General features: G+C 71.8%; 16 protein-coding genes and 1 pseudogene. 10 read left to right on the top strand and 7 right to left on the bottom strand.

Annotated features, from left to right (window positions below):
• Positions 1-83 (top strand): annotated as a pseudogene (locus ABZS77_RS29405) (phytochelatin synthase); the annotation flags it as partial.
• A 117-nt stretch (positions 84-200) separates the two neighbouring features.
• On the opposite strand, the gene recQ reads toward ABZS77_RS29405, so the two are convergent.
• Entirely contained in the window at positions 201-2,042 is a 1,842-nt protein-coding gene (gene recQ / locus ABZS77_RS29410) for a DNA helicase RecQ (protein ID WP_354829524.1), read from the bottom strand.
• 193 nt (positions 2,043-2,235) lie between these two features.
• Between recQ and rapZ the strand changes: the two genes are divergently transcribed.
• The 8 genes from rapZ (at position 2,236) to ABZS77_RS29450 (ending at position 9,439) form a co-directional block, all read left to right on the top strand.
• The gene (gene rapZ / locus ABZS77_RS29415; protein ID WP_354829555.1) at positions 2,236-3,138 is read left to right on the top strand and encodes an RNase adapter RapZ; all 903 of its coding nucleotides are present in this window, start codon (positions 2,236-2,238) and stop codon (positions 3,136-3,138) included.
• Positions 3,135-4,307, top strand: a complete 1,173-nt coding sequence (locus tag ABZS77_RS29420; RefSeq protein WP_354829525.1) for a 2-phospho-L-lactate transferase CofD family protein — start codon at positions 3,135-3,137, stop codon at positions 4,305-4,307. Before rapZ ends, ABZS77_RS29420 begins: the two co-directional genes overlap by 4 nt.
• 54 nt (positions 4,308-4,361) lie before the next feature.
• Positions 4,362-5,342 (top strand): DNA-binding protein WhiA, encoded by a 981-nt coding sequence (gene whiA / locus ABZS77_RS29425; RefSeq protein WP_074312802.1) that lies wholly within the window; start codon positions 4,362-4,364, stop codon positions 5,340-5,342.
• A gap of 265 nt (positions 5,343-5,607) precedes the next feature.
• The gene (gene gap / locus ABZS77_RS29430) at positions 5,608-6,612 is read left to right on the top strand and encodes a type I glyceraldehyde-3-phosphate dehydrogenase (protein ID WP_354829526.1); all 1,005 of its coding nucleotides are present in this window, start codon (positions 5,608-5,610) and stop codon (positions 6,610-6,612) included.
• On the top strand, positions 6,609-7,808 hold the full coding sequence (locus tag ABZS77_RS29435; RefSeq protein WP_354829527.1) for a phosphoglycerate kinase: 1,200 nt from the start codon (positions 6,609-6,611) through the stop codon (positions 7,806-7,808). The genes gap and ABZS77_RS29435 overlap by 4 nt, the downstream gene beginning before the upstream one ends.
• A 2-nt stretch (positions 7,809-7,810) precedes the next feature.
• Positions 7,811-8,602 carry a triose-phosphate isomerase gene (gene tpiA / locus ABZS77_RS29440; RefSeq protein WP_354829528.1) on the top strand — a complete coding sequence of 264 codons (792 nt, stop codon included), beginning with the start codon at positions 7,811-7,813 and terminating at the stop codon, positions 8,600-8,602.
• Between the two features lie 95 nt (positions 8,603-8,697).
• Positions 8,698-8,958 carry a preprotein translocase subunit SecG gene (gene secG, locus ABZS77_RS29445; RefSeq protein WP_109819549.1) on the top strand — a complete coding sequence of 87 codons (261 nt, stop codon included), beginning with the start codon at positions 8,698-8,700 and terminating at the stop codon, positions 8,956-8,958.
• Positions 8,959-9,097: 139 nt separating this feature from the next.
• Complete coding sequence (locus tag ABZS77_RS29450; RefSeq protein WP_354829530.1) at positions 9,098-9,439, top strand: RNA polymerase-binding protein RbpA; 342 nt, start codon at positions 9,098-9,100, stop codon at positions 9,437-9,439.
• Positions 9,440-9,447: 8 nt separating this feature from the next.
• Here the strand turns inward: ABZS77_RS29450 and pgl are convergent, their stop codons facing one another.
• The 6 genes from pgl to tkt all read right to left on the bottom strand — a co-directional run bounded on the left by pgl (position 9,448) and on the right by tkt (position 17,863).
• Positions 9,448-10,218 carry a 6-phosphogluconolactonase gene (pgl, locus tag ABZS77_RS29455; protein WP_354829531.1) on the bottom strand — a complete coding sequence of 257 codons (771 nt, stop codon included), beginning with the start codon at positions 10,216-10,218 and terminating at the stop codon, positions 9,448-9,450.
• Between the two features lie 115 nt (positions 10,219-10,333).
• Positions 10,334-11,350 (bottom strand): glucose-6-phosphate dehydrogenase assembly protein OpcA, encoded by a 1,017-nt coding sequence (locus ABZS77_RS29460; RefSeq protein ID WP_354829533.1) that lies wholly within the window; start codon positions 11,348-11,350, stop codon positions 10,334-10,336.
• Positions 11,347-12,882 (bottom strand): glucose-6-phosphate dehydrogenase, encoded by a 1,536-nt coding sequence (gene zwf / locus ABZS77_RS29465; protein WP_354829534.1) that lies wholly within the window; start codon positions 12,880-12,882, stop codon positions 11,347-11,349. Before zwf ends, ABZS77_RS29460 begins: the two co-directional genes overlap by 4 nt.
• A gap of 2 nt (positions 12,883-12,884) precedes the next feature.
• Positions 12,885-14,534, bottom strand: a complete 1,650-nt coding sequence (locus ABZS77_RS29470; RefSeq protein WP_354829536.1) for a glucose-6-phosphate isomerase — start codon at positions 14,532-14,534, stop codon at positions 12,885-12,887.
• Positions 14,531-15,709, bottom strand: a complete 1,179-nt coding sequence (gene tal / locus ABZS77_RS29475) for a transaldolase (RefSeq protein WP_354829537.1) — start codon at positions 15,707-15,709, stop codon at positions 14,531-14,533. The genes ABZS77_RS29470 and tal overlap by 4 nt, the downstream gene beginning before the upstream one ends.
• A 15-nt stretch (positions 15,710-15,724) precedes the next feature.
• Positions 15,725-17,863: a transketolase gene (gene tkt, locus ABZS77_RS29480; protein ID WP_354829538.1), complete on the bottom strand. Its 2,139-nt coding sequence runs from the start codon at positions 17,861-17,863 to the stop codon at positions 15,725-15,727.
• Between the two features lie 264 nt (positions 17,864-18,127).
• Between tkt and ABZS77_RS29485 the strand changes: the two genes are divergently transcribed.
• Entirely contained in the window at positions 18,128-19,081 is a 954-nt protein-coding gene (locus ABZS77_RS29485; protein ID WP_354829539.1) for a heme o synthase, read from the top strand.
• The last annotated feature ends 1 nt before the right edge of the window (position 19,082 follow it).

A 19,082-nucleotide genomic window follows, 5' to 3' on the forward strand; every position in this document is an offset into this window, starting at 1 on the left:
CCAACCCGAACACCGCCTCCTACTGGATCACCGTCGAGCACCTCGCCGACTGGATCGCCACCCGCGGCTACGCCACCAACTGACCACCAGCACACCCAAACGCGAAAGGGCCGGACCCCACCACGGGGCCCGGCCCTTTCGGCTTACGCGAACGACACCGAAGGCCGGACCTCAACCGAGGTTCGGCCTTCGGCAGGTGGTCACCCGTCAGCGAGGACGGCCAGGATCTGCTCGCCGTACTTGGCGAGTTTGTTCTCGCCGACCCCGCTGACCCGGGACAGCTCGGCGAGGGTGCCCGGGGCGTCGCCGGCGATCTGCCGGAGCGTGGCGTCGTGGAAGATCACGTACGCCGGCACACCCTGTTCCTTGGCGGTGGCCGCTCGCCAGGCGCGCAGGCGTTCGAAGACCGGTACGGCCGCCGGTGCCAGTTCGGCGACGACGGTGGCGGAGCCGCGGGGCTTCGACGAGCGGCTCGATGCCGGCCTCTCCGGCTCGCGGCGCATCGTGACGGTACGGCGGCGACCCAGCACGTCGGCGCTCGCCTCGGTCAGGGCCAGGGTGCCGTAGTCACCCTCCACGGCGAGCAGCCCTTCGGCGAGCAGTTGCCGGACGACGCCCCGCCATTCGGCCTCGCTCAGTTCGGCGCCGATGCCGAAGACGGTCAGCGCGTCGTGACCGTACTGGCTGATCTTGTCCGTCTGTCTGCCGAGCAGGATGTCGATGCACTGCCCGGCGCCGAACCGCTGGTTGCGTTCGCGGTCGAGGCGGAAGACGGTGGAGAGTAGCTTCTGGGCGGCGACGGTGCCGTCCCAGGACTCCGGTGGGGTGAGGCAGGTGTCGCAGTTGCCGCAGGCAGCCGTCGTCGTCTCGCCGAAGTATTCGAGCATCTGCACCCGCCGGCAGCGCACGGTCTCGCAGAGGGCGAGCATCGCGTCCAGGTGGGCGGCGAGGTTACGCCGGTGCGCGAGGTCGCCGTCGGACGTTTCGATCATCTTGCGTTGCTGGACGACGTCCTGGAGCCCGTACGCCAGCCAGGCCGTGGACGGCAGCCCGTCGCGGCCGGCGCGGCCGGTCTCCTGGTAGTAGCCCTCCACAGACTTGGGCAGGTCGAGGTGGGCGACGAAGCGGACGTCCGGCTTGTCGATGCCCATGCCGAAGGCGATGGTGGCGACCATGACCAGGCCGTCCTCGCGCAGGAAGCGTTGCTGGTTGGCGGCGCGGGTGGCCGCGTCCAGGCCGGCGTGGTACGGCAGGGCGGCGATGCCGTTGGCGACGAGGAACTCGGCGGTCTTGTCCACCGAGGCGCGGGACAGGCAGTAGACGATGCCGGCGTCGCCGGGGTGCTCGTCGCGCAGCAGGGCCAGCAGTTGCTTGCGGGGCTCGCGCTTGGGCACGATCCGGTACTGGATGTTGGGCCGGTCGAAGCTGGCCACGAAGTGCTGGGCGTCGTCGAGCTTGAGGCGGGTGGCGATCTCGGTGCGGGTGGCGCTCGTCGCGGTTGCGGTCAGGGCGATCCGGGGCACCTGCGGCCAGCGTTCGTGCAGCATCGACAGCGCGAGGTAGTCAGGGCGGAAGTCGTGCCCCCACTGGGACACGCAGTGCGCCTCGTCGATCGCGAACAGGGAGATGCGGCCCCGGTCCAGCAGGGCGAGGGTGGACCGGACGCCGAGCGCCTCCGGGGCCAGGTAGAGCAGGTCCAACTCGCCGGCGACGAAGGCGGCCTCGACCCGGCGTCGGGCGTCCAGGGTCTGGGTCGAGTTGAGGAAACCGGCGCGGACGCCGACGGCGGTGAGCGCGTCCACCTGGTCCTGCATGAGCGCGATCAGCGGGGACACGACGACGGCGACGCCCTCGCGGACCAGCGCCGGGATCTGGTAGCACAGCGACTTGCCGCCACCGGTGGGCATCAGCACCAGCGCGTCGCCACCGGCGACCACATGGTCGATCACCTCCTGCTGGAAGCCGCGGAAGGCGTCGTACCCGAACACCCGGCGCAGCACCGGCAGCGTGTCAGCGGTCCGCAGGTCGGTGGGGGAAGCCATCCGCGGAGTCTACGAGCCCACCCCGACACCACACGCCCGGCGCACCCGAGCCGCGTGACCCGTGCCGGGTGCCCCGCTCCCCGCCGGGCGGCGGGATAGAGTCGCTGATTGACCAATCGCGGCCGATGGCGGCCGCGGCGCCACGGCTTGGGGGTACGTACGGGTGAGCGAGGCGCGCACAGCCGCAGACCGGATCGACGCCCCGACGGGTGCCGACGGGCACACGACTGCCGAGTCGGAGACCACGCTGGTGGTGGTCACGGGACTCTCCGGCGGCGGCCGCAGCACCGTCGCCCGCGCGTTGGAGAACGTCGGCTACTACGTGGTGGACAACCTGCCGCAGGCGTTGATGCTCGACATGGCCGAGTTGGCGTTCAAGGCCGGGGGAGCGGCGCGGCGTACGGCCATGGTGCTGGACGTGCGGTCGCGGGCGTTCTCCACCGACTTGGCCGGGGCGATCCGCGAGCTCAAGGAGCGCGGCTTCTCGCCCCGGGTGGTCTTCGTCGACGCCGACGACGAGGTGCTGATCCGGCGGTTCGAGAGCGTGCGCCGGTCGCACCCGTTGCAGGGCGAGGGGCGGCTGGCCGACGGCATCGCCGTGGAACGCGGGCTGCTGGAGGAGGCCCGCGACCAGGCCGACGTGATCATCGACACCAGCCACCTGAACGTCAACCAGCTCCGGCGACGCATCGAGGAGCTGTTCGGCGGCGAGGACGCCCGCCGGCTGCGGGTGACCGTGCTGTCGTTCGGGTTCAAGTACGGCCTGCCGCCGGACGCCGACTTCGTGCTTGACGCCCGGTTCCTGCCCAATCCGTACTGGGTGCCGGAGCTGCGCGAGCACACCGGGCGGGAGGAGGCGGTCAGCGCGTACGTGCTGGGCCAGGAGGGCGCGGACGCCTTCGTCGCCTCGTACGCGGACCTGGTCAACGCCACCACCACCGGTTTCGAGCGGGAGGGCAAGCGCTACCTGACTGTCGCTGTCGGCTGCACCGGCGGCAAGCACCGCAGCGTGGCCATCGCCGAGGAGTTGGCGGGCCGGCTGCGCCAGTCCGGGTTGGCGGCCAACGCGCAGCACCGCGACCTGGGGCGGGAATGACGGCGCGTCGGGTGGTGGCGTTCGGCGGGGGGCACGGGTTGTCCGCGTCGCTGCGGGCGCTTCGCCACTGCGCTCCCGAACTCGACCTGGACATCACCGCTGTGGTCACGGTCGGTGATGACGGCGGGTCCAGTGGTCGGCTGCGCGCCGAGCGGGGCGGTCTGCCCCCGGGCGACCTGCGGCAGGCACTTGTCGCGCTGGCGGGCGACCACCCGGCCACCCGGCGCAGCGCCGGGCTGTTCCAGCACCGCTTCGCCGCCGTGCCCGCGAAAGGCCTACCCGCGAACGCCGTGCCCGCGAACGCCGTGGCCGGGAACGCCGTGCCCGCGAACGCCGTGCCCGCGAACGCCGTGCCCGCGAACGCCGTGCCCGCGAACGCCGTGCCCGCGGACGACGTACCCCCGCTCGGTGGAGCCGGCGCGGACCCGGCGGCGACCGACGGTTCCGGTGAGGTCACGCGGCGGGCGGCGGCCCGCGTCGACGGGCTGGCCGGGCACGCGGTGGGCAACCTGGTGCTCTGCGGCCTCATGGAGCTGCTCGGTGACCCGGTGGCGGCGTTGGAGCACGCCGGGGCGATGCTCGGCGCGGTCGGCCGGGTGCTGCCGATGTCCCGCCAGCCGGTGGGCATCGAGGCCCGAGTGCGCGGGGTGGACCCGGCCGCACCCGACGAGGTGCGCACCGTTCGCGGCCAGCACCAGGTGGCGGTCACCACTGGAAGGGTCGAGTCGCTGCGGCTCACCCCGGCGGCTCCGGCGGCCTGCGCGGAGGCGCTCGCGGCGATCGGCGCGGCCGACTGGTTGATCTTCGGGCCGGGCAGCTGGTACACGAGCGTGCTGCCGCACCTGCTGGTGCCGCAGCTCGCCGATGCGATCGTGTCCAGCCCGGCCCGGCGGCTGGTCACCCTGAACCTCGCCGCGGAGAAGGAGACCCTCGGGCTCTCCGTCGCCGACCATCTCGCGGCGCTGCGCTGGTATCTTCCCGAGCTCAAGGTGGATCTCGTGCTGGCCGACGCCAAGGCGGTGGGTGACCCCGAACCGGTCGAACGTGCGGCAGAATCGCTTGGTGCCCGCCTGGTCCTCGCTCCCGTCGCCGTCACCGACGGCACTCCCCGCCATGATCCGGCTGCCCTGGGCGCCGCGCTGGTGCCTGTCCTGGGCGCCGATCGTTAGACACGTACGTAATCTCCGGCGACACGCCGGAACAGGTCCGTGAGGGGACGCACAATGGCGATGACGGCTGCGGTCAAGGACGAGCTGAGTCGGGTCGACGTGCCCAAGCCCTGCTGTCGGCGGGCGGAGATGGCGGCGCTGCTGCGCTTCGCCGGGGGGCTGCACATCGTCTCCGGCCGCGTGGTGGTGGAGGCCGAGCTGGACACCGGGGCGGTGGCGCGCCGGCTGCGGCGGGAGATCGCCGAGGTGTACGGGTACCCCAGCGAGATCCACGTGCTGGCCTCCGGCGGCCTGCGCAAGGGCAGCCACTTCATCGTCCGGGTGGTCAAGGACGGCGAGGCCCTGGCCCGGCAGACGGGCCTGCTGGACGTGCGCGGCCGGCCGGTGCGCGGGCTGCCCCCGCACGTGGTGGCGGCGAATGTCTGCTGCGCGGTGTCCGCGTGGCGGGGGGCGTTCATGGCGCACGGCTCACTCACCGAGCCCGGTCGGTCCAGCGCGCTGGAGATCACCTGCCCGGGTCCGGAGTCGGCGTTGGCGCTTGTCGGCGCGGCGCGGCGGATCGGCATCACCGCGAAGAACCGTGAGGTACGCGGGGTGGACCGGGTGGTCGTCAAGGACGGTGACGCGATCGCCGCGCTGCTCACCCGGATCGGCGCGCACTCCAGCGTGCTGGCGTGGGAGGAGCGTCGGGTACGCCGCGAGGTGCGGGCCACCGCCAACCGGCTCGCCAACTTCGACGACGCCAACCTGCGCCGCTCGGCGCGAGCGGCGGTCGCCGCGGCGGCCCGGGTCACCCGTGCCCTGGAGATCCTCGCCGACGAGGCGCCCAACCACCTGACCGACGCCGGGCGGCTGCGCCTGGAGCACCGGCAGGCGTCGCTGGAGGAGCTGGGAGCGCTGGCCGAGCCGCCGCTGACCAAGGACGCCATCGCGGGGCGGATCCGCCGACTGCTGGCGCTCGCCGACAAGCGGGCCCGGGACCTCGGCATCCCGGATACCGAAGCGGCAGTCACGCCCGACATGCTCGTGGTCTGATAGGACGGTAAGGCCGCACGGTGCGCCCGGGAGCACGACCCGGCGCAGCGTGGTCTCGCACGCTCGGATAGGGTCGCTGAGTACGGCAAGGGGGCCGACACAGGCACTCCTCGTCGTGCACACCGCCTCGGGCGGTCAAGGTCCTCAGACCGCGGCGGGGTGGCCGAGACGAAACCGTCAACGGCCGGCTCCAACGGTCGGCGCACACCACTCCGCCGGCCCGTTGTCTGAAGCCGGCAGACCAGAACGCGAGGAGATGGGACCTGTGACCATCCGGGTTGGCATCAACGGCTTCGGCCGAATCGGCCGTAACTTCTTCCGGGCAGTGCTGGCGTCCGACGCCGACATCGAGGTCGTGGCGGTGAACGACCTGACCGACAACGCCACGCTCGCCCACCTGATCAAGTACGACAGCATCCTGGGTCGCCTGCCGTACGAGGTGAAGGCCAGCGCCGACGAGATCACCGTCGGTGGCAAGTCCATCAAGGTCTTCGCCGAGAAGGACCCGGCGGCGCTGCCGTGGGGCGAGGTCGGCGCCGACGTCGTCATCGAGTCGACCGGCTTCTTCACCGACGGCACCAAGGCCAAGGCGCACATCGACGGCGGGGCCAAGAAGGTCATCATCTCCGCTCCGGCGAAGAACGAGGACGTCACCGTCGTCATGGGTGTCAACCACGACACCTACGACCCGGCGAAGCACACCATCATCTCCAACGCTTCGTGCACCACCAACTGCCTCGCCCCGATGGCGAAGGTCCTGCAGGACACGTTCGGCATCACCAAGGGTCTGATGACGACGATCCACGCGTACACCCAGGACCAGAACCTCCAGGACGCGGCGCACAAGGACCTGCGCCGGGCGCGCGCCGCCGCGCTGAACATCGTCCCGACCTCCACCGGCGCCGCGAAGGCCATCGGCCTGGTGCTGCCGGAGCTGAAGGGCAAGCTCGACGGGTACGCGCTGCGCGTGCCGATCCCGACCGGCTCGGCCACCGACCTGACTGTCGAGGTCGGCCGTGAGACGACCGTCGACGAGGTCAACGCCGCGCTGAAGGCCGCCGCGGAGGGCCCGCTCAAGGGCATCCTGGTCTACAACGAGGACCCGATCGTCTCCAGCGACATCGTCACCGACCCGGCGTCGTGCATCTTCGACGCGCCGCTGACCAAGGTCATCGGCAACCAGGTCAAGGTCGTCGGCTGGTACGACAACGAGTGGGGCTACTCCAACCGCCTCGTCGACCTCGTCAAGCTGGTCGGTTCGTCGCTGTGAGCATCCGGACCCTCGACGACCTGCTCGCCGAGGGGGTGTCGGGTCGGCGCGTGCTGGTGCGCGCCGACCTGAACGTCCCGCTCGACAAGGAGACCGGTGCCATCACGGATGACGGCCGGATCCGCGCGGTGCTGCCGACCCTCGGCGCGCTGGTCGAGGCCGGCGCGAAGGTGGTCGTCTGCTCGCACCTGGGCCGCCCGAAGGGCGCGCCGGACCCGCAGTTCAGCCTGGGCCCGGTCGCCGGGCGGCTCGGTGAGCTGCTCGGCGCGCCGGTGCACTTCGCCACCGACACCGTCGGTGAGTCGGCCCGTTCCACGGTCGCGGACCTGGCCGACGGTCAGGTCGCCCTGCTGGAGAACCTGCGCTTCAACGCGGGCGAGACCAGCAAGGACGAGGCCGAGCGGGGCGCGTTCGCCGACCAGCTCGCCGCGTTCGGTGACGCGTACGTGGACGACGCGTTCGGCGCGGTGCACCGCAAGCACGCGAGCGTCTTCGACGTGCCGGCCCGGTTGCCGCACGTCGCGGGCCGACTGGTGCTGCGTGAGGTCGAGGTGCTCTCCAAGCTCACCGGCAGCCCCGAGCGGCCGTACGTGGTGGTGCTCGGTGGGTCGAAGGTCTCCGACAAGCTGGCGGTGATCGAGGCGCTGCTGCCGACGGTCGACCGGCTGCTCATCGGCGGCGGGATGTGCTTCACCTTCCTCAAGGCCCAGGGCCTGGAGGTGGGCACGTCGCTGCTGGAGAAGGACATGGTGGAGACCTGCCGCAACCTGTTGGAGCGGTCCGACGGCAAGATCATGTTGCCGGTCGACGTGGTGGTGGCGGACGCGTTCGCCCCGGACGCCGCGCACGACACGGTCCGGGTCGACGGCATCCCGAGTCACCGGCTGGGTCTGGACATCGGCCCGGAGACGGTCGCCGGGTTCGCCGCCGCGCTGTCCCAGGCGAAGACCATCTTCTGGAACGGCCCGATGGGCGTGTTCGAGATGGCCGCGTTCGCGGCCGGCACCCGGGGGGTCGCCGAGGCGATCACCAAGGCCGACGCGTTCACTGTCGTCGGCGGCGGTGACAGCGCGGCGGCGGTCCGTGCGCTCGGTCTGGACGAGTCGTCCTTCGGGCACATCTCCACGGGTGGCGGCGCCTCCCTGGAATACCTCGAGGGCAAGTCCCTCCCCGGCATCGCGGCCCTGGAGAACTGAACATGGCGAGCACCACCCGCCGGCCGTTGATGGCCGGCAACTGGAAGATGAACCTCAACCACCTCGAGGCCAACCTGCTGGTGCAGAAGCTGGCCGCGAGTCTCACCGAGAAGCAGCTCACCGAGGTCGAGACGGTCGTGCTGCCGCCCTTCACCGACCTGCGCACCGTGCAGACGGCTGTGGACGGCGACAAGCTGCTGATCGGCTACGGCGGGCAGGACCTCTCCCCGCACGCCTCGGGCGCGTACACCGGTGACATCTCCGGCGCGATGCTGGCGAAGCTGGGCTGCACGTACGTGGTGGTCGGTCACTCCGAGCGGCGGGCCTACCACCACGAGGACGACGCCCAGGTCAACGCCAAGGTGAAGGCGGCGCTGACGCACGGCCTGAACCCGATCCTCTGCGTGGGGGAGGGGCTGGACGTGCGCGAGCAGGGCACCCACGTGGCGCACTGCGCGGACCAGCTCGACGGTGGCCTCGCGGGGCTCACCGCGGAGCAGGTCAAGCAGGTCGTGATCGCGTACGAGCCGGTCTGGGCGATCGGCACCGGCAAGACCGCGACGCCGGAGGACGCCCAGGAGGTCTGCGGCGCGGTCCGCAAGCGGTTGGCGGAGCGCTTCGACCAGGACACCGCCGACGCGGTCCGGGTCCTGTACGGCGGGTCGGTCAAGGCGTCGAACGTCGCCTCGATCATGGCCCAGCCGGACGTGGACGGCGGTCTGGTGGGGGGCGCCAGCCTGGACGCGGAGGAATTCGCGCAGATCTGCCGGTTCCCCGAGCACATCGCCCGCTGATCGCTCGCTATCCTTGACACCGCCCGTCCACCGGCCGGTGCCATCGTGCCCGACCTGTCCGGGCGAGGATCGCTACGAGAGGACTGCCCCCAGCCATGCCGATCTGGTTCGCATACACGTTGATCGTGTTGCTGGTCATCACGAGCGTTCTGCTCACCCTGCTGATCCTGCTGCACCGCGGTAAGGGCGGCGGACTGTCGAGCATGTTCGGCGGTGGTGTCAGCTCCAGCCTCGCCGGCTCCTCGGTGGCGGAGAAGAACCTGGATCGTTACACCGTTCTGGTGGGCGTCGTCTGGTTCGCCGCCATCGTCGGGCTCGGCCTCTGGCTCCGCCTCCAGATGAACAGCGGCGCCTGAGCAGGCCCGTAAAGTCGTACAATCTGCGCGCGGTCCGTCACTCGACGGGCCGCGCGCAGGCTTTTCCCCGCTGCACCGCGTCGCCCGCCGTCCACCCCCGAAGACGGTGGGTCCCCTCCGACGACAGGAGCGAGCAGCCGTGCCTAGTGGCAACGTTATCCGCGGCGCCCGGGTCGGGTCGGCGCCCGTCCGCCCGGACGAGCGACACCAACCCGCACCCCGACAGGACGTCACCTACTGGTGCCGCAACGACCACCGGACCAGCATCCGGATCGCCGCGGACGTCGCGCCGCCGCCGCTGTGGGACTGCCCCCGGTGCGGGCTGCCCGCCGGTCAGGACGAGCAGAACCCGCCCGGCCGGGTCCGCGCCGAGCCGTACAAGAGCCATCTGGCGTACGTGAAGGAGCGGCGCACCGCCGAGGAGGGCGAGGCGCTGCTGAACGAGGCGTTGGCCGCGCTACGCCGCCGTCGAGGCGAGTAGGGCCGGGCTCAGCGCAGGCTGCGCAGCCGGGTGGGCACGTCCGCCGCGGCGGCCCGGTCCAGCAGCCAGCGGGTGCGGTCCACGCCGTGCACGCCGGCCGCCGGCAGTTGCACCGGCCCGGCTCCGGCCAGCGCCATGCCCACCGCGCGGGCCTTGTCGGCGCCGGCGGCGACCAACCAGACCTCCTCGGCGGTGTTGATCGCGGGCAGGGTCAGGGTGGTACGCACCGGCGGCGGCTTCGGGCTGCCCCGCACCGCGCTGACGGGCCGGGTGTCGTAGTGCACCGGATGTCCGGGGAAGACCGACGCGACGTGGCCGTCCTCGCCGACGCCCAACATCAGCACGTCGAAGTGCGGCAGCGCGGCGTGCCCCGGCCGGGCGGCGCGCGCCAACTCCTCGGCGTACGCGGCGGCGGCGGCCTCGGGGTCGTTGCCGGCCGGGCCGTCGGACGCCGGCATCGCGTGCACCCGGTCCGGGTTCAGCGGCACCGCGTCCAGCAGGGCGGCCCGCGCCTGGGTCTCGTTGCGGTCCGGGTCGCCGGCGGGCAGGAACCGTTCGTCGCCCCACCACACGTCGACGCGGGACCAGTCCACCGCGTCCCGGGCGGGCAGCGTCGCGACCGCCCGGTACACCGCCGCGGCGACCCGGCCGCCGGTCAGCACCACCGAGGCCGCACCGCGGTCGGCCTGCGCGTCGAGCAGTTTCACCAGCAGCCGGGCCGCCACGGCCTGCGCCAGCAGGTCGGCGTCGGCGTGGACGGCGACACTCGCCTCACTCATGGGTTGTGCCTTCCCGACCGCTGAGCGGTCGCTGTCGCGTCGTGCCCGGACGGAACGCCCGGAGATGGCGGTGGAGGGCCGGGACGCCGGTCCCGGCCCTCCGGTGTCGTGCGGCTCAGCTGTCGCCGCTCGTGCCGGCGTGCGCCGTGACGCCGGCCTCGGCGCGCTGCGCGGTGGCCGGGTCCTTCCAGACGTGCACCCGCTGCGGTGGACGCTGCTCCAGGCCGCGCAGCCCGACGGTCGCGCCGAGCGCCTCCGCGTACACCTGGTCGGCGTCCAGCCGGCGCAGCTCCTCGGCCAGCTCGTCGCCGAGCGGTCGACGGACCAGCGGCAGGGTCCGGTCGTCCTGGCCGGTCCGCCGGAACACGGCGAGGCTGTCCTCCCGGGTCAACGTCAACTGGTCGCCGTTGGCGCAGGTCAACTGCACCTCCCGCATCCGGGGGAACTCGTCGGAGTCCACCCGGCGTGGGGTGATGCCCAGCCGGCTGGACAGCCAACCGACCATCAGGGCCGCCGTCGGGTCGCTCGGCGGCGCGACGACTGTCGCCTCGGTGACCTGCTCGCTTGTGGTGTCGAACGCCCCGGCGACGAGGGTCCGCCACGGGGTGATCCGGGTCCACGCCAGGTCGGTGTCGCCCGGGCCGTAGTCCCGGGCCCGCTGGTGCAGCGCCTCCAGCGGGTCGGCGGCCTGCGCCGAGTCGGTGATCCGCCGGTCGGCGACGACACCGAGGAAGTCGGTGGCGATCTCCGCCGGTGGCTCGCCGTGCCACCAGGTGACCACCGGCACGTCGGGGACGAGCAGCGGCATCACCACCGACTCGGCGTGCAGGGCCAGCCGCCCGTACATCCGGGTGACCACCGCCTCGCACGGGCCGAGCCGGCCACCGACCACGATCTCCGCGTCCAGCCGGTTACGGTCCCGCTCGATCTCGGAGCGGACCACCACCACGAGCCGGCACGGGTGGGCGGCGGCGGCGATCGTCGCCGCCGCCTCCGCCTCGCGGACCCGCCGCTCGTCCACCACGACGATGAGGGTGAGCGCCATACCGCTGGCCACGCCACCGGCGCTGCGCCGTTCGGCGGCGAGCGCCTTGACCACCTCGTTGCCGGTGGTGTCCCACAGCCCGATCATGCTCTTCTCCAAGCGCGGCCCTCGCGGGCCAGCATCTCGTCGGCCGCCCGCGGCCCCCACTCACCGGCGCGGTACGGCTCCGGCGTGGTGCCCTCCCAGGCGTGCTCCAGCGGGTCGATCACCTGCCAGCTCTGCTCGACCTCGGCCGCGTCGGGGAACAGGGTGCGGTCGCCGATCAGCACGTCCAGAACCAGACGCTCGTACGCCTCCGGGCTGGACTCGGTGAACGCCTCGCCGTACTGGAAGTCCATCGCGATGTCGCGGACCTCCATCGTGGTGCCCGGCACCTTCGAGCCGAACTTGAGCACCACGCCCTCGTCCGGCTGCACCCGGATGACCAGCTGGTTGTTGCCCAGCGACTCCATGTCGGCGTCGTTGAACGGCAGGTGCGGCGCCTTCTTGAACATGATGGCGACCTCGGTGACCCGCCGGGGCAGTCGCTTGCCGGCCCGGATGTAGAACGGCACCTCGGCCCAGCGCCGGTTCTGGATGCCGAGGCGCACCGCCACGTACGTCTCGGTGGTGGAGTCGGCGGGGACGTCCTGCTCCTCGCGGTAGCCGACGGCGCGTTCGCCGCCCACCCAGCCGGGCAGGTACTGGCCGCGTACGGTGTCCCGGGCCACGTCCCGGGGCAGGGTGATCGCCTTGAGCACCTTGAGCTTCTCGGCCCGGATCTCGTCGGCGTCGAAGCTGGTCGGCTCCTCCATGGCCACCAGGGCGAGGAGCTGGAGGAGGTGGTTCTGCAGAACGTCCCGGGCCGTGCCGACCGTGTCGTAGAACCCGGCGCGGGTGCCGATGCCGACGTCCTCGGCCATGGTGATCTGCACCGAGTCGACGTACTTGGAGTTCCACAGTGGCTCGAACAGGTTGTTGGCGAACCGCAGGGCCAGGATGTTCTGGACCGTCTCCTTGCCCAGGTAGTGGTCGATGCGGAAGACGTCCTGCCGGGTGAACACGTCGTCGACCAGGTCGTTGAGCGCCTTCGCCGACGGAAGGTCGTTGCCGAACGGCTTCTCCACCACGACCCGGCGCCAACCGCCGGACTTCTCGTTGTCGGCCATCCCGGTGCGGGCCAACTGCTTGAGCACCACGGGGAACGCGGCCGGGGGGATCGAGAAGTAGAACGCCGCGTTGCCGGCGATGCCGTGGGTCTGACGCAGGTCGTCGAGCGTCGCCGCGAGCTGGTCGAACGCCGCGTCGTCGTCGAACGACCCGCCGACGAACTTGATGTTGCCGGCCAGACGTGCCCACACCTCGTCCCGCCACGGTGTGCGGGCGTGCTTGCGGGCCGCCTCGCAGGCGAGGGTCTCGAAGTCGCCGTCACCCCAGTCGCGGCGTGCGAAGCCGAGCACCACGAAACCGGGCGGCAGCAGCCCTCGGTTGGCCAGGTCGTAGACCGCGGGGAGCAGCTTCTTGCGGGCCAGGTCGCCGGTCACCCCGAAGATCACCAGAGCGCACGGCTCCGGGATCCGGGGCAACCGGCGGTCCTGCGGGTCGCGTAGCGGGTTCACGCCTTCGGTCACGTCGTCCATCCTCACCTGCGCAGCTGACCGGCCGCGTCGAGCAGTTGGGCGACGCCGGCGGCCCGGTCGGTCAGGTGCAGCCGCAGCACGGGCCGTTCCCGACCCGCGAGGGCCTGCCGGTCACCGGCGGCCTGCGCCGCCTGCAACTCACCGAATGTGTACGGCTTGCCCGGCACGTCCAGGTCCTCGGCGACCGCGCCGGTCACCTGGAGGTAGCTGCCGACCTGCGGCCCACCCTTGTGGTACTGGCCGGTCGAGTGCAGGAACCGCGGCCCCCAACCGAAGGTGACGGGCCGGCCGGCCGCCTCGGCCAGCAGCGGACGCAGCCGGGCGGTGTCGGCGTCGGCGAACCGGTCGAGGTACGCCATGACCGCCAGGTAGCCGTCGTCGCCCAACCCGTCGAGCAGCCAGCGCAGCACACCGGCCAGGTCGCCGGGAGCGCCCTGCGGGGCGTACACCTCGATCGCGCCCTCGGTGAACGACGGCGTCTCCGCCGGCAGACCCGAGGCCAGGATCTTGTTGGTGTTCTCCTTGGACTCGGTGACGTTCGGCTGGTTGAACGGGTCGATGCCGAGCACCACACCGGCCACCGCCGTGGCGTACTCCCAGGCGAGGAACTGCGCGCCGAGCGGGCCGTTGACGGCCACGTCCGGGTCGGTGCCGCCACCCGGCACGTCGCCGGGGGCCAGCGCGCCGCCGTAGGTGACGGTCAGCACGTCGGAGCCGACGGCGCCGGGGCTCTGCGGGGACTCCACCACCACCGGAAGGATGCCCACGCCGGCCTTGCCTGTCGACTCGGCGATCAGCTGCTCGGCCCAGTCGCCGAGCCCGTCGATGCCGGTGCCGTCGGAGATCAGCGCGACCTTGTCCCGGGCCAGGGTGGCGGCGGCGCCCAGCGCGGCGCCCAGCGCCAACGCCGGGTTGTCCCGGTCCCCGGCCAGCGACGCGGCCAGCGCGTCGGCCTGGTCGATCAGCTCGGACACCTCGACGCCGGCGAGCGCCGACGGCACCAGCCCGAACGCGGTGAGCGCCGAGTACCGGCCGCCCACGTTCGGGTCGGCGAGCACGGTGAACGCGCCCATCTCGGTGGCGGTCGTCTCCAGCGGCGAGCCCGGGTCGGTGACGATGACGAAGTGCCGGCCGGCCTCCGCCTCGGTCATCCCGGCGTCGAGGAACGCCTGCCAGTACGCGCGCCGGTGGCTGTCGGTCTCCACCGTCGAACCGGACTTGCTGGCCACCACCACGACCGTGCGCTCCAGCCGGTCGCCCAGGGCCGCGCGGACCTGACCGGGGTCGGTGGTGTCCAGCACGGTCAGCGGCCGGCCGAGGGTACGGGTGATCACCTCGGGGGCCAGCGACGAGCCGCCCATGCCGGCGAGCACCACGTGGTCCAGATCGGCCAGCTCGGTGGTCAACTCGGCGAGCTGCACCAGCAGCTCCCGACTGCGCTGGTGGGTGTCCACCCAGCCGAGCCGGATCTTCGCCTCGGCCTCGGCGTCCGGACCCCACAGGCCCGGGTCCTTCGCGGCCAGCTTGCCCGGGACGCCGGCCTTGACCAGCGCGTCCCGGGTCGAGGCGGGCGCGGACCTGTCGACCGCGTCCGCGCCGTGCACGACGAGCCCGGCGGCGGCCTCCGCCGGCCCTGCGAGAAGGTCGCTCATGCGTTACCACCAGCCTGCTCAGCGGCCTTCGCGTTGCCCTTGGCCGCCTTGTTCGGGGCACCCTTGCCCTTGGCCGCCGCCTCCAGCGACTTGCGGACACCGTCGAGCAGCTCCTGCCAGCTGGTCTCGAACTTCTCCACGCCCTCGCGCTCCAGGGTGGCGATCACGTCGTCCATGTCCACCCCGACCGACTCCAGGTCCGCGAAGACCTTCCGGGCCGCGTCGTAGGCCCCGGTCACGGTGTCGCCGCGGGTCTCGCCATGATCGGCGTACGCGTGGATGACCGACTCGGGCATGGTGTTGACCGTGCCGGGAGCGATCAGCTCCTCGACGTAGATGACGTCGCGGTAGTCCGGGTTCTTCGTCGAGGTCGACGCCCACAGCGGCCGCTGCGGGTGCGCGCCGGCGGCGGCGAGCGCCTTCCAGCGGTCGGAGGAGAACACCTCGGAGTAGCGCTCGTACGCCAGCTGGGCATTGGCCACGGCGGCCTTGCCCCGCAGCGCCTTGGCCTGGTCCGAGCCGATCTTCTCCAGCCTCTTGTCGACCTCGGCGTCGACCCGGGAGACGAAGAACGACGCCACCGAGCCGATCTTCGACAGGTCGTGGCCGTTGGCCTTGGCCTTCTCCAGGCCGGCCAGGAACGCCTCCATGACCGCCGAGTAGCGGTCCAGGCCGAAGATCAGCGTCACGTTGACGCTGATCCCCTCGGCGAGCGTGTCGGTGATCGCCGAGAGGCCCTCCTCGGTGGCCGGGATCTTGATGAAGAGGTTGGGCCTGTCGACCAGCCACCACAGGGCCTTGGCCTCGGCCACGGTCTTGTCGCTGTCGTGCGCCACCCGGGGGTCCACCTCGATGGAGACCCGGCCGTCGACACCGTCGCTGCCGTCGTACGACGGGCGCATCACGTCGCACGCCCACCGCACGTCGTACGTGGTGAGCATGCGTACCGACTCCTCGACCTCCACGCCACGGGTGGCGAGGTCGCGCAACTGCCAGTTGTACTCGTCGGCGTCGCTCAGCGCCTTCGCGAAGATTGTCGGGTTGGTGGTGACCCCGGCCACGTGCTTCTCGCGGCGCAGCTGGTCCAGCCCGCCGGAGCTGAGCCGCACCCGGGAAAGATCGTCGAGCCAGACCGCCACACCCGCGGCGGTGAGCTCATTCAGCTTGTCGGTCATGCCGTCCACGCTCCCTCAGTTGCCGGTCGTGAAACCGGTGATGTCGCCCACCCGGGCCAGCGAGGCGTGCGCCGCCGCGACGATCCGGTCGGGGGTGAACCCGAACTGCTCGAAGAGCACGGTGTGCGGGGCGCTCGCGCCGTAGTGCTCCAGGCTCACGCTCTCGCCGAGGTCGCCGACGATTCCGCGCCAGGACATCGCGATGCCCGCCTCCACGCTCACCCGTGCCTTTACCCCACGGGGGAGCACCGACTCCCGGTACGCCTCGTCCTGCTCGTAGAACCACTCCTGACAGGGCATCGAGACCACCCGGGTCGGGGTGCCGTCGGCCTCCAGGCGCTCCCGGGCGGTCAGGCAGAGCTGCACCTCGGAGCCGGTGCCGACGATGATCACCTGCGGCTTGCCGTTGGACGCCTCGGCCAGCACGTAACCGCCCTTGGCCACGCCGTCCGCGCCACCCAGGACGTCCCGGTCCAGGGTCGGCAGCGGCTGACGGCTCAGCGCCAGCGCGGTGGGCCGGTCGGTGTGCTCCAGCGCCTGCCGCCACGCCCAGGCCGTCTCGTTGGCGTCGGCCGGGCGGACCACGTCCAGGCCCGGGATGGCCCGCAGCGCGGTCAGGTGCTCCACCGGCTGGTGGGTCGGGCCGTCCTCGCCCAGGCCGATCGAGTCGTGCGTCCAGACGTACGTCACCGGGAGCTTCATCAGCGCCGCCAGCCGCACCGACGGGCGCATGTAGTCGCTGAACACCAGGAAGGTGCCGCCGTACGGGCGGGTGCCGCCGTGCAGCGCGATGCCGTTGAGGATCGCGCCCATGGCGTGCTCGCGGATGCCGAAGTGCAGCGTGCGGCCGTACTCGTGGCCGGGGAAGTCCTTGGTGGCGTGCGAGGCCGGGATGAACGACGGCTCGCCCTTCATCGTGGTGTTGTTGCTCTCGGCCAGGTCGGCCGAGCCGCCCCACAGCTCCGGCAGGACCGGCGCGAGGGCCTCCAGCACCTTGCCGGACGCGGCCCGGGTGGCCACGCCCTTGGCGTCGGCGGGGAAGACCGGCAGCGCGTTGGTCCAGCCGTCGGGAAGCACCCGGCCGGCCATCCGCTCGTAGAGCGCCGTGCGCTCCGGGTTGGCCTTCTTCCAGGCGTCGAACGCGGTGGTCCACTCCTGCTGGGCGTCGGAGCCGCGGCCCATCACCGTGCGGGCGTGGCCGAGCACCTCCTCGTCCACCTCGAAGGTCTGCTCCGGGTCGAAGCCGAGGATCCGCTTGGTGGCCTTCACCTCGTCGGCGCCGAGCGCCGAGCCGTGGATCTTGCCGGTGTTCTGCTTGTTGGGGGCGGGCCAGCCGATGATGGTGCGCAGGGCGATGAAGGAGGGACGGTCGGTCTCCGCCTTCGCGGCGAGCAGCGCGCGGTACAGCGCCTCGGCGTCCTCGTGGTAGTCGCCCTGGTCGGCGTCGCCGCTGCGCCAGTCGACGGTCTGCACGTGCCATCCGTACGCCTCGTAGCGGGCTGCCACGTCCTCGCTCTTGGCGATGCGGGTGTCGTCCTCGATCGAGATCTCGTTGTCGTCGTAGATCACCGTGAGGTTGCCCAGCTGCTGGTGCCCGGCGAGGGCGCTGACCTCGTGGCTGATGCCCTCCTCGATGTCGCCGTCGGACACGATGCACCAGATGTCGTGGTCGAAGACCGAGGCGCCCGCCTCGGCCTCCGGGTCGAACAGGCCGCGCTCGCGGCGGGCCGCCATGGCCATGCCCACCGCGTTGCCCAGGCCCTGCCCGAGCGGGCCGGTGGTGGTCTCCACGCCCGGGGTGTGCCCGTGCTCGGGGTGACCCGGGGTGAGCGAACCCCACTGCCGCAGCGACTTCAGGTCGGACAGGCTCAGCGGGTACCCGGACAGGAACAGCTGGATGTAGAGCGTCAGGCTGGAGTGCCCGGCGGAGAGCACGAACCGGTCCCGACCGGGCCAGTTCGGGTCGGCAGGGTTGTGCCGCATGACCCGGTTGAAGAGGAGGTACGCCGCGGGCGCCAGGCTCATCGCGGTACCCGGGTGGCCGTTGCCGGATTTCTCCACGGCATCCATGGCCAGGACGCGGACGGTGTCGACAGCCCGGCGATCGAGGTCGGACCAGTTGAGTTCGGAGTGCTCGGGTCGGTTGGCAGCCACGATGGTTGTGCTCCTCGGCAGATGGGCGGAACCCTCACTGGTGACCCTATCGAGCGTGACTAAACGTCCGCCCGGGGATCTCTGCATGGTCTGCGGTACGGGACCGGGCGCCGAGTCGTTCAACCCGGTGGTGTGACGGCCCGCACCGTTGTCGGGTCGGCCGGGCAGCCAAAACGACAACGCGTAGTGTGTGGGTCGGTGTGCGGCCCCCGAACCGGTCGGGCCGACCGATCTCCCCGTGCCGATGCCGGAAGGTGGCAATCCGTGAGCATGATCACCGAGCGCCCCGCGAGCAACCCCGCCGGGCAGCCCCCGGCGCGGGCGGCCGACGGCCCGGTGGCGCGGCGGGACGTCCGCGCCATCGTCTCGGCGTACGTGGCGCTCACCAAGCCGCGCATCGTCGAGTTGCTGCTGGTCACCACCGTGCCGGCGATGATGCTCGCCGAGGGTGGCCTGCCGTCGCTGTGGCTGATGGCCGTGGTGCTTGTCGGTGGCTCGCTCGCCGCGGGCGCGGCCAGCGTGCTCAACTGCTACATCGACCGGGACATCGACCAGTTGATGCGGCGTACCAAGCGCCGGCCGCTGCCGGCGCACACGGTGTCACCGCGCAGCGCCCTGGTCTTCGGACTGGTGCTGGCGGCGATCTCGATCGTGCTGATGGCGGCGTTCACCAACCTGCTCGCCGCCGCGCTCACCCTCGCCGCGATCGTCTACTACGACGTCATCTACACGATGTGGCTCAAGCGCTCCACGCCGACGAACACGTTCTGGGGTGGCGCCTGCGGTGCCGCTCCGGTGCTGATCGGCTGGGCGGCGGTGACCGGCACGCTGGCACCGGCCGCGTGGGGTCTGTTCGCGGTGGTCTTCTTCTGGCAGATGCCGCACTTCTACCCGCTCGCCATGAAGTACAAGGACGACTACGCGCGGGCCGGGATCCCGATGCTGCCGGTGGTGGCCTCCACCCGCCGGGTGAACGCCGAGATCCTGATCTTCGCCTGGCTCACCGTGCTGACCTCCCTGGCGGTCTGGCCGCTGGGCCTCAGCGCGATCTACGGCGTCCCGACGCTCGTGGTGGGGGCCGTCTTCATCCTCGAGGCGCACCGGCTGTGCCGTCGTGCGACGCGCGGCGAGGCCGTCAAGCCGATGCGGCTGTTCCACTGGTCGACCACGTACCTGACGATCGTCTTCGTGGCCGTCGCGCTCGACGCGCTGATCTGAT

Origin of the sequence: Micromonospora sp. NPDC005298 (assembly GCF_040607375.1) — a bacterium.
GTDB lineage: Bacteria > Actinomycetota > Actinomycetes > Mycobacteriales > Micromonosporaceae > Micromonospora.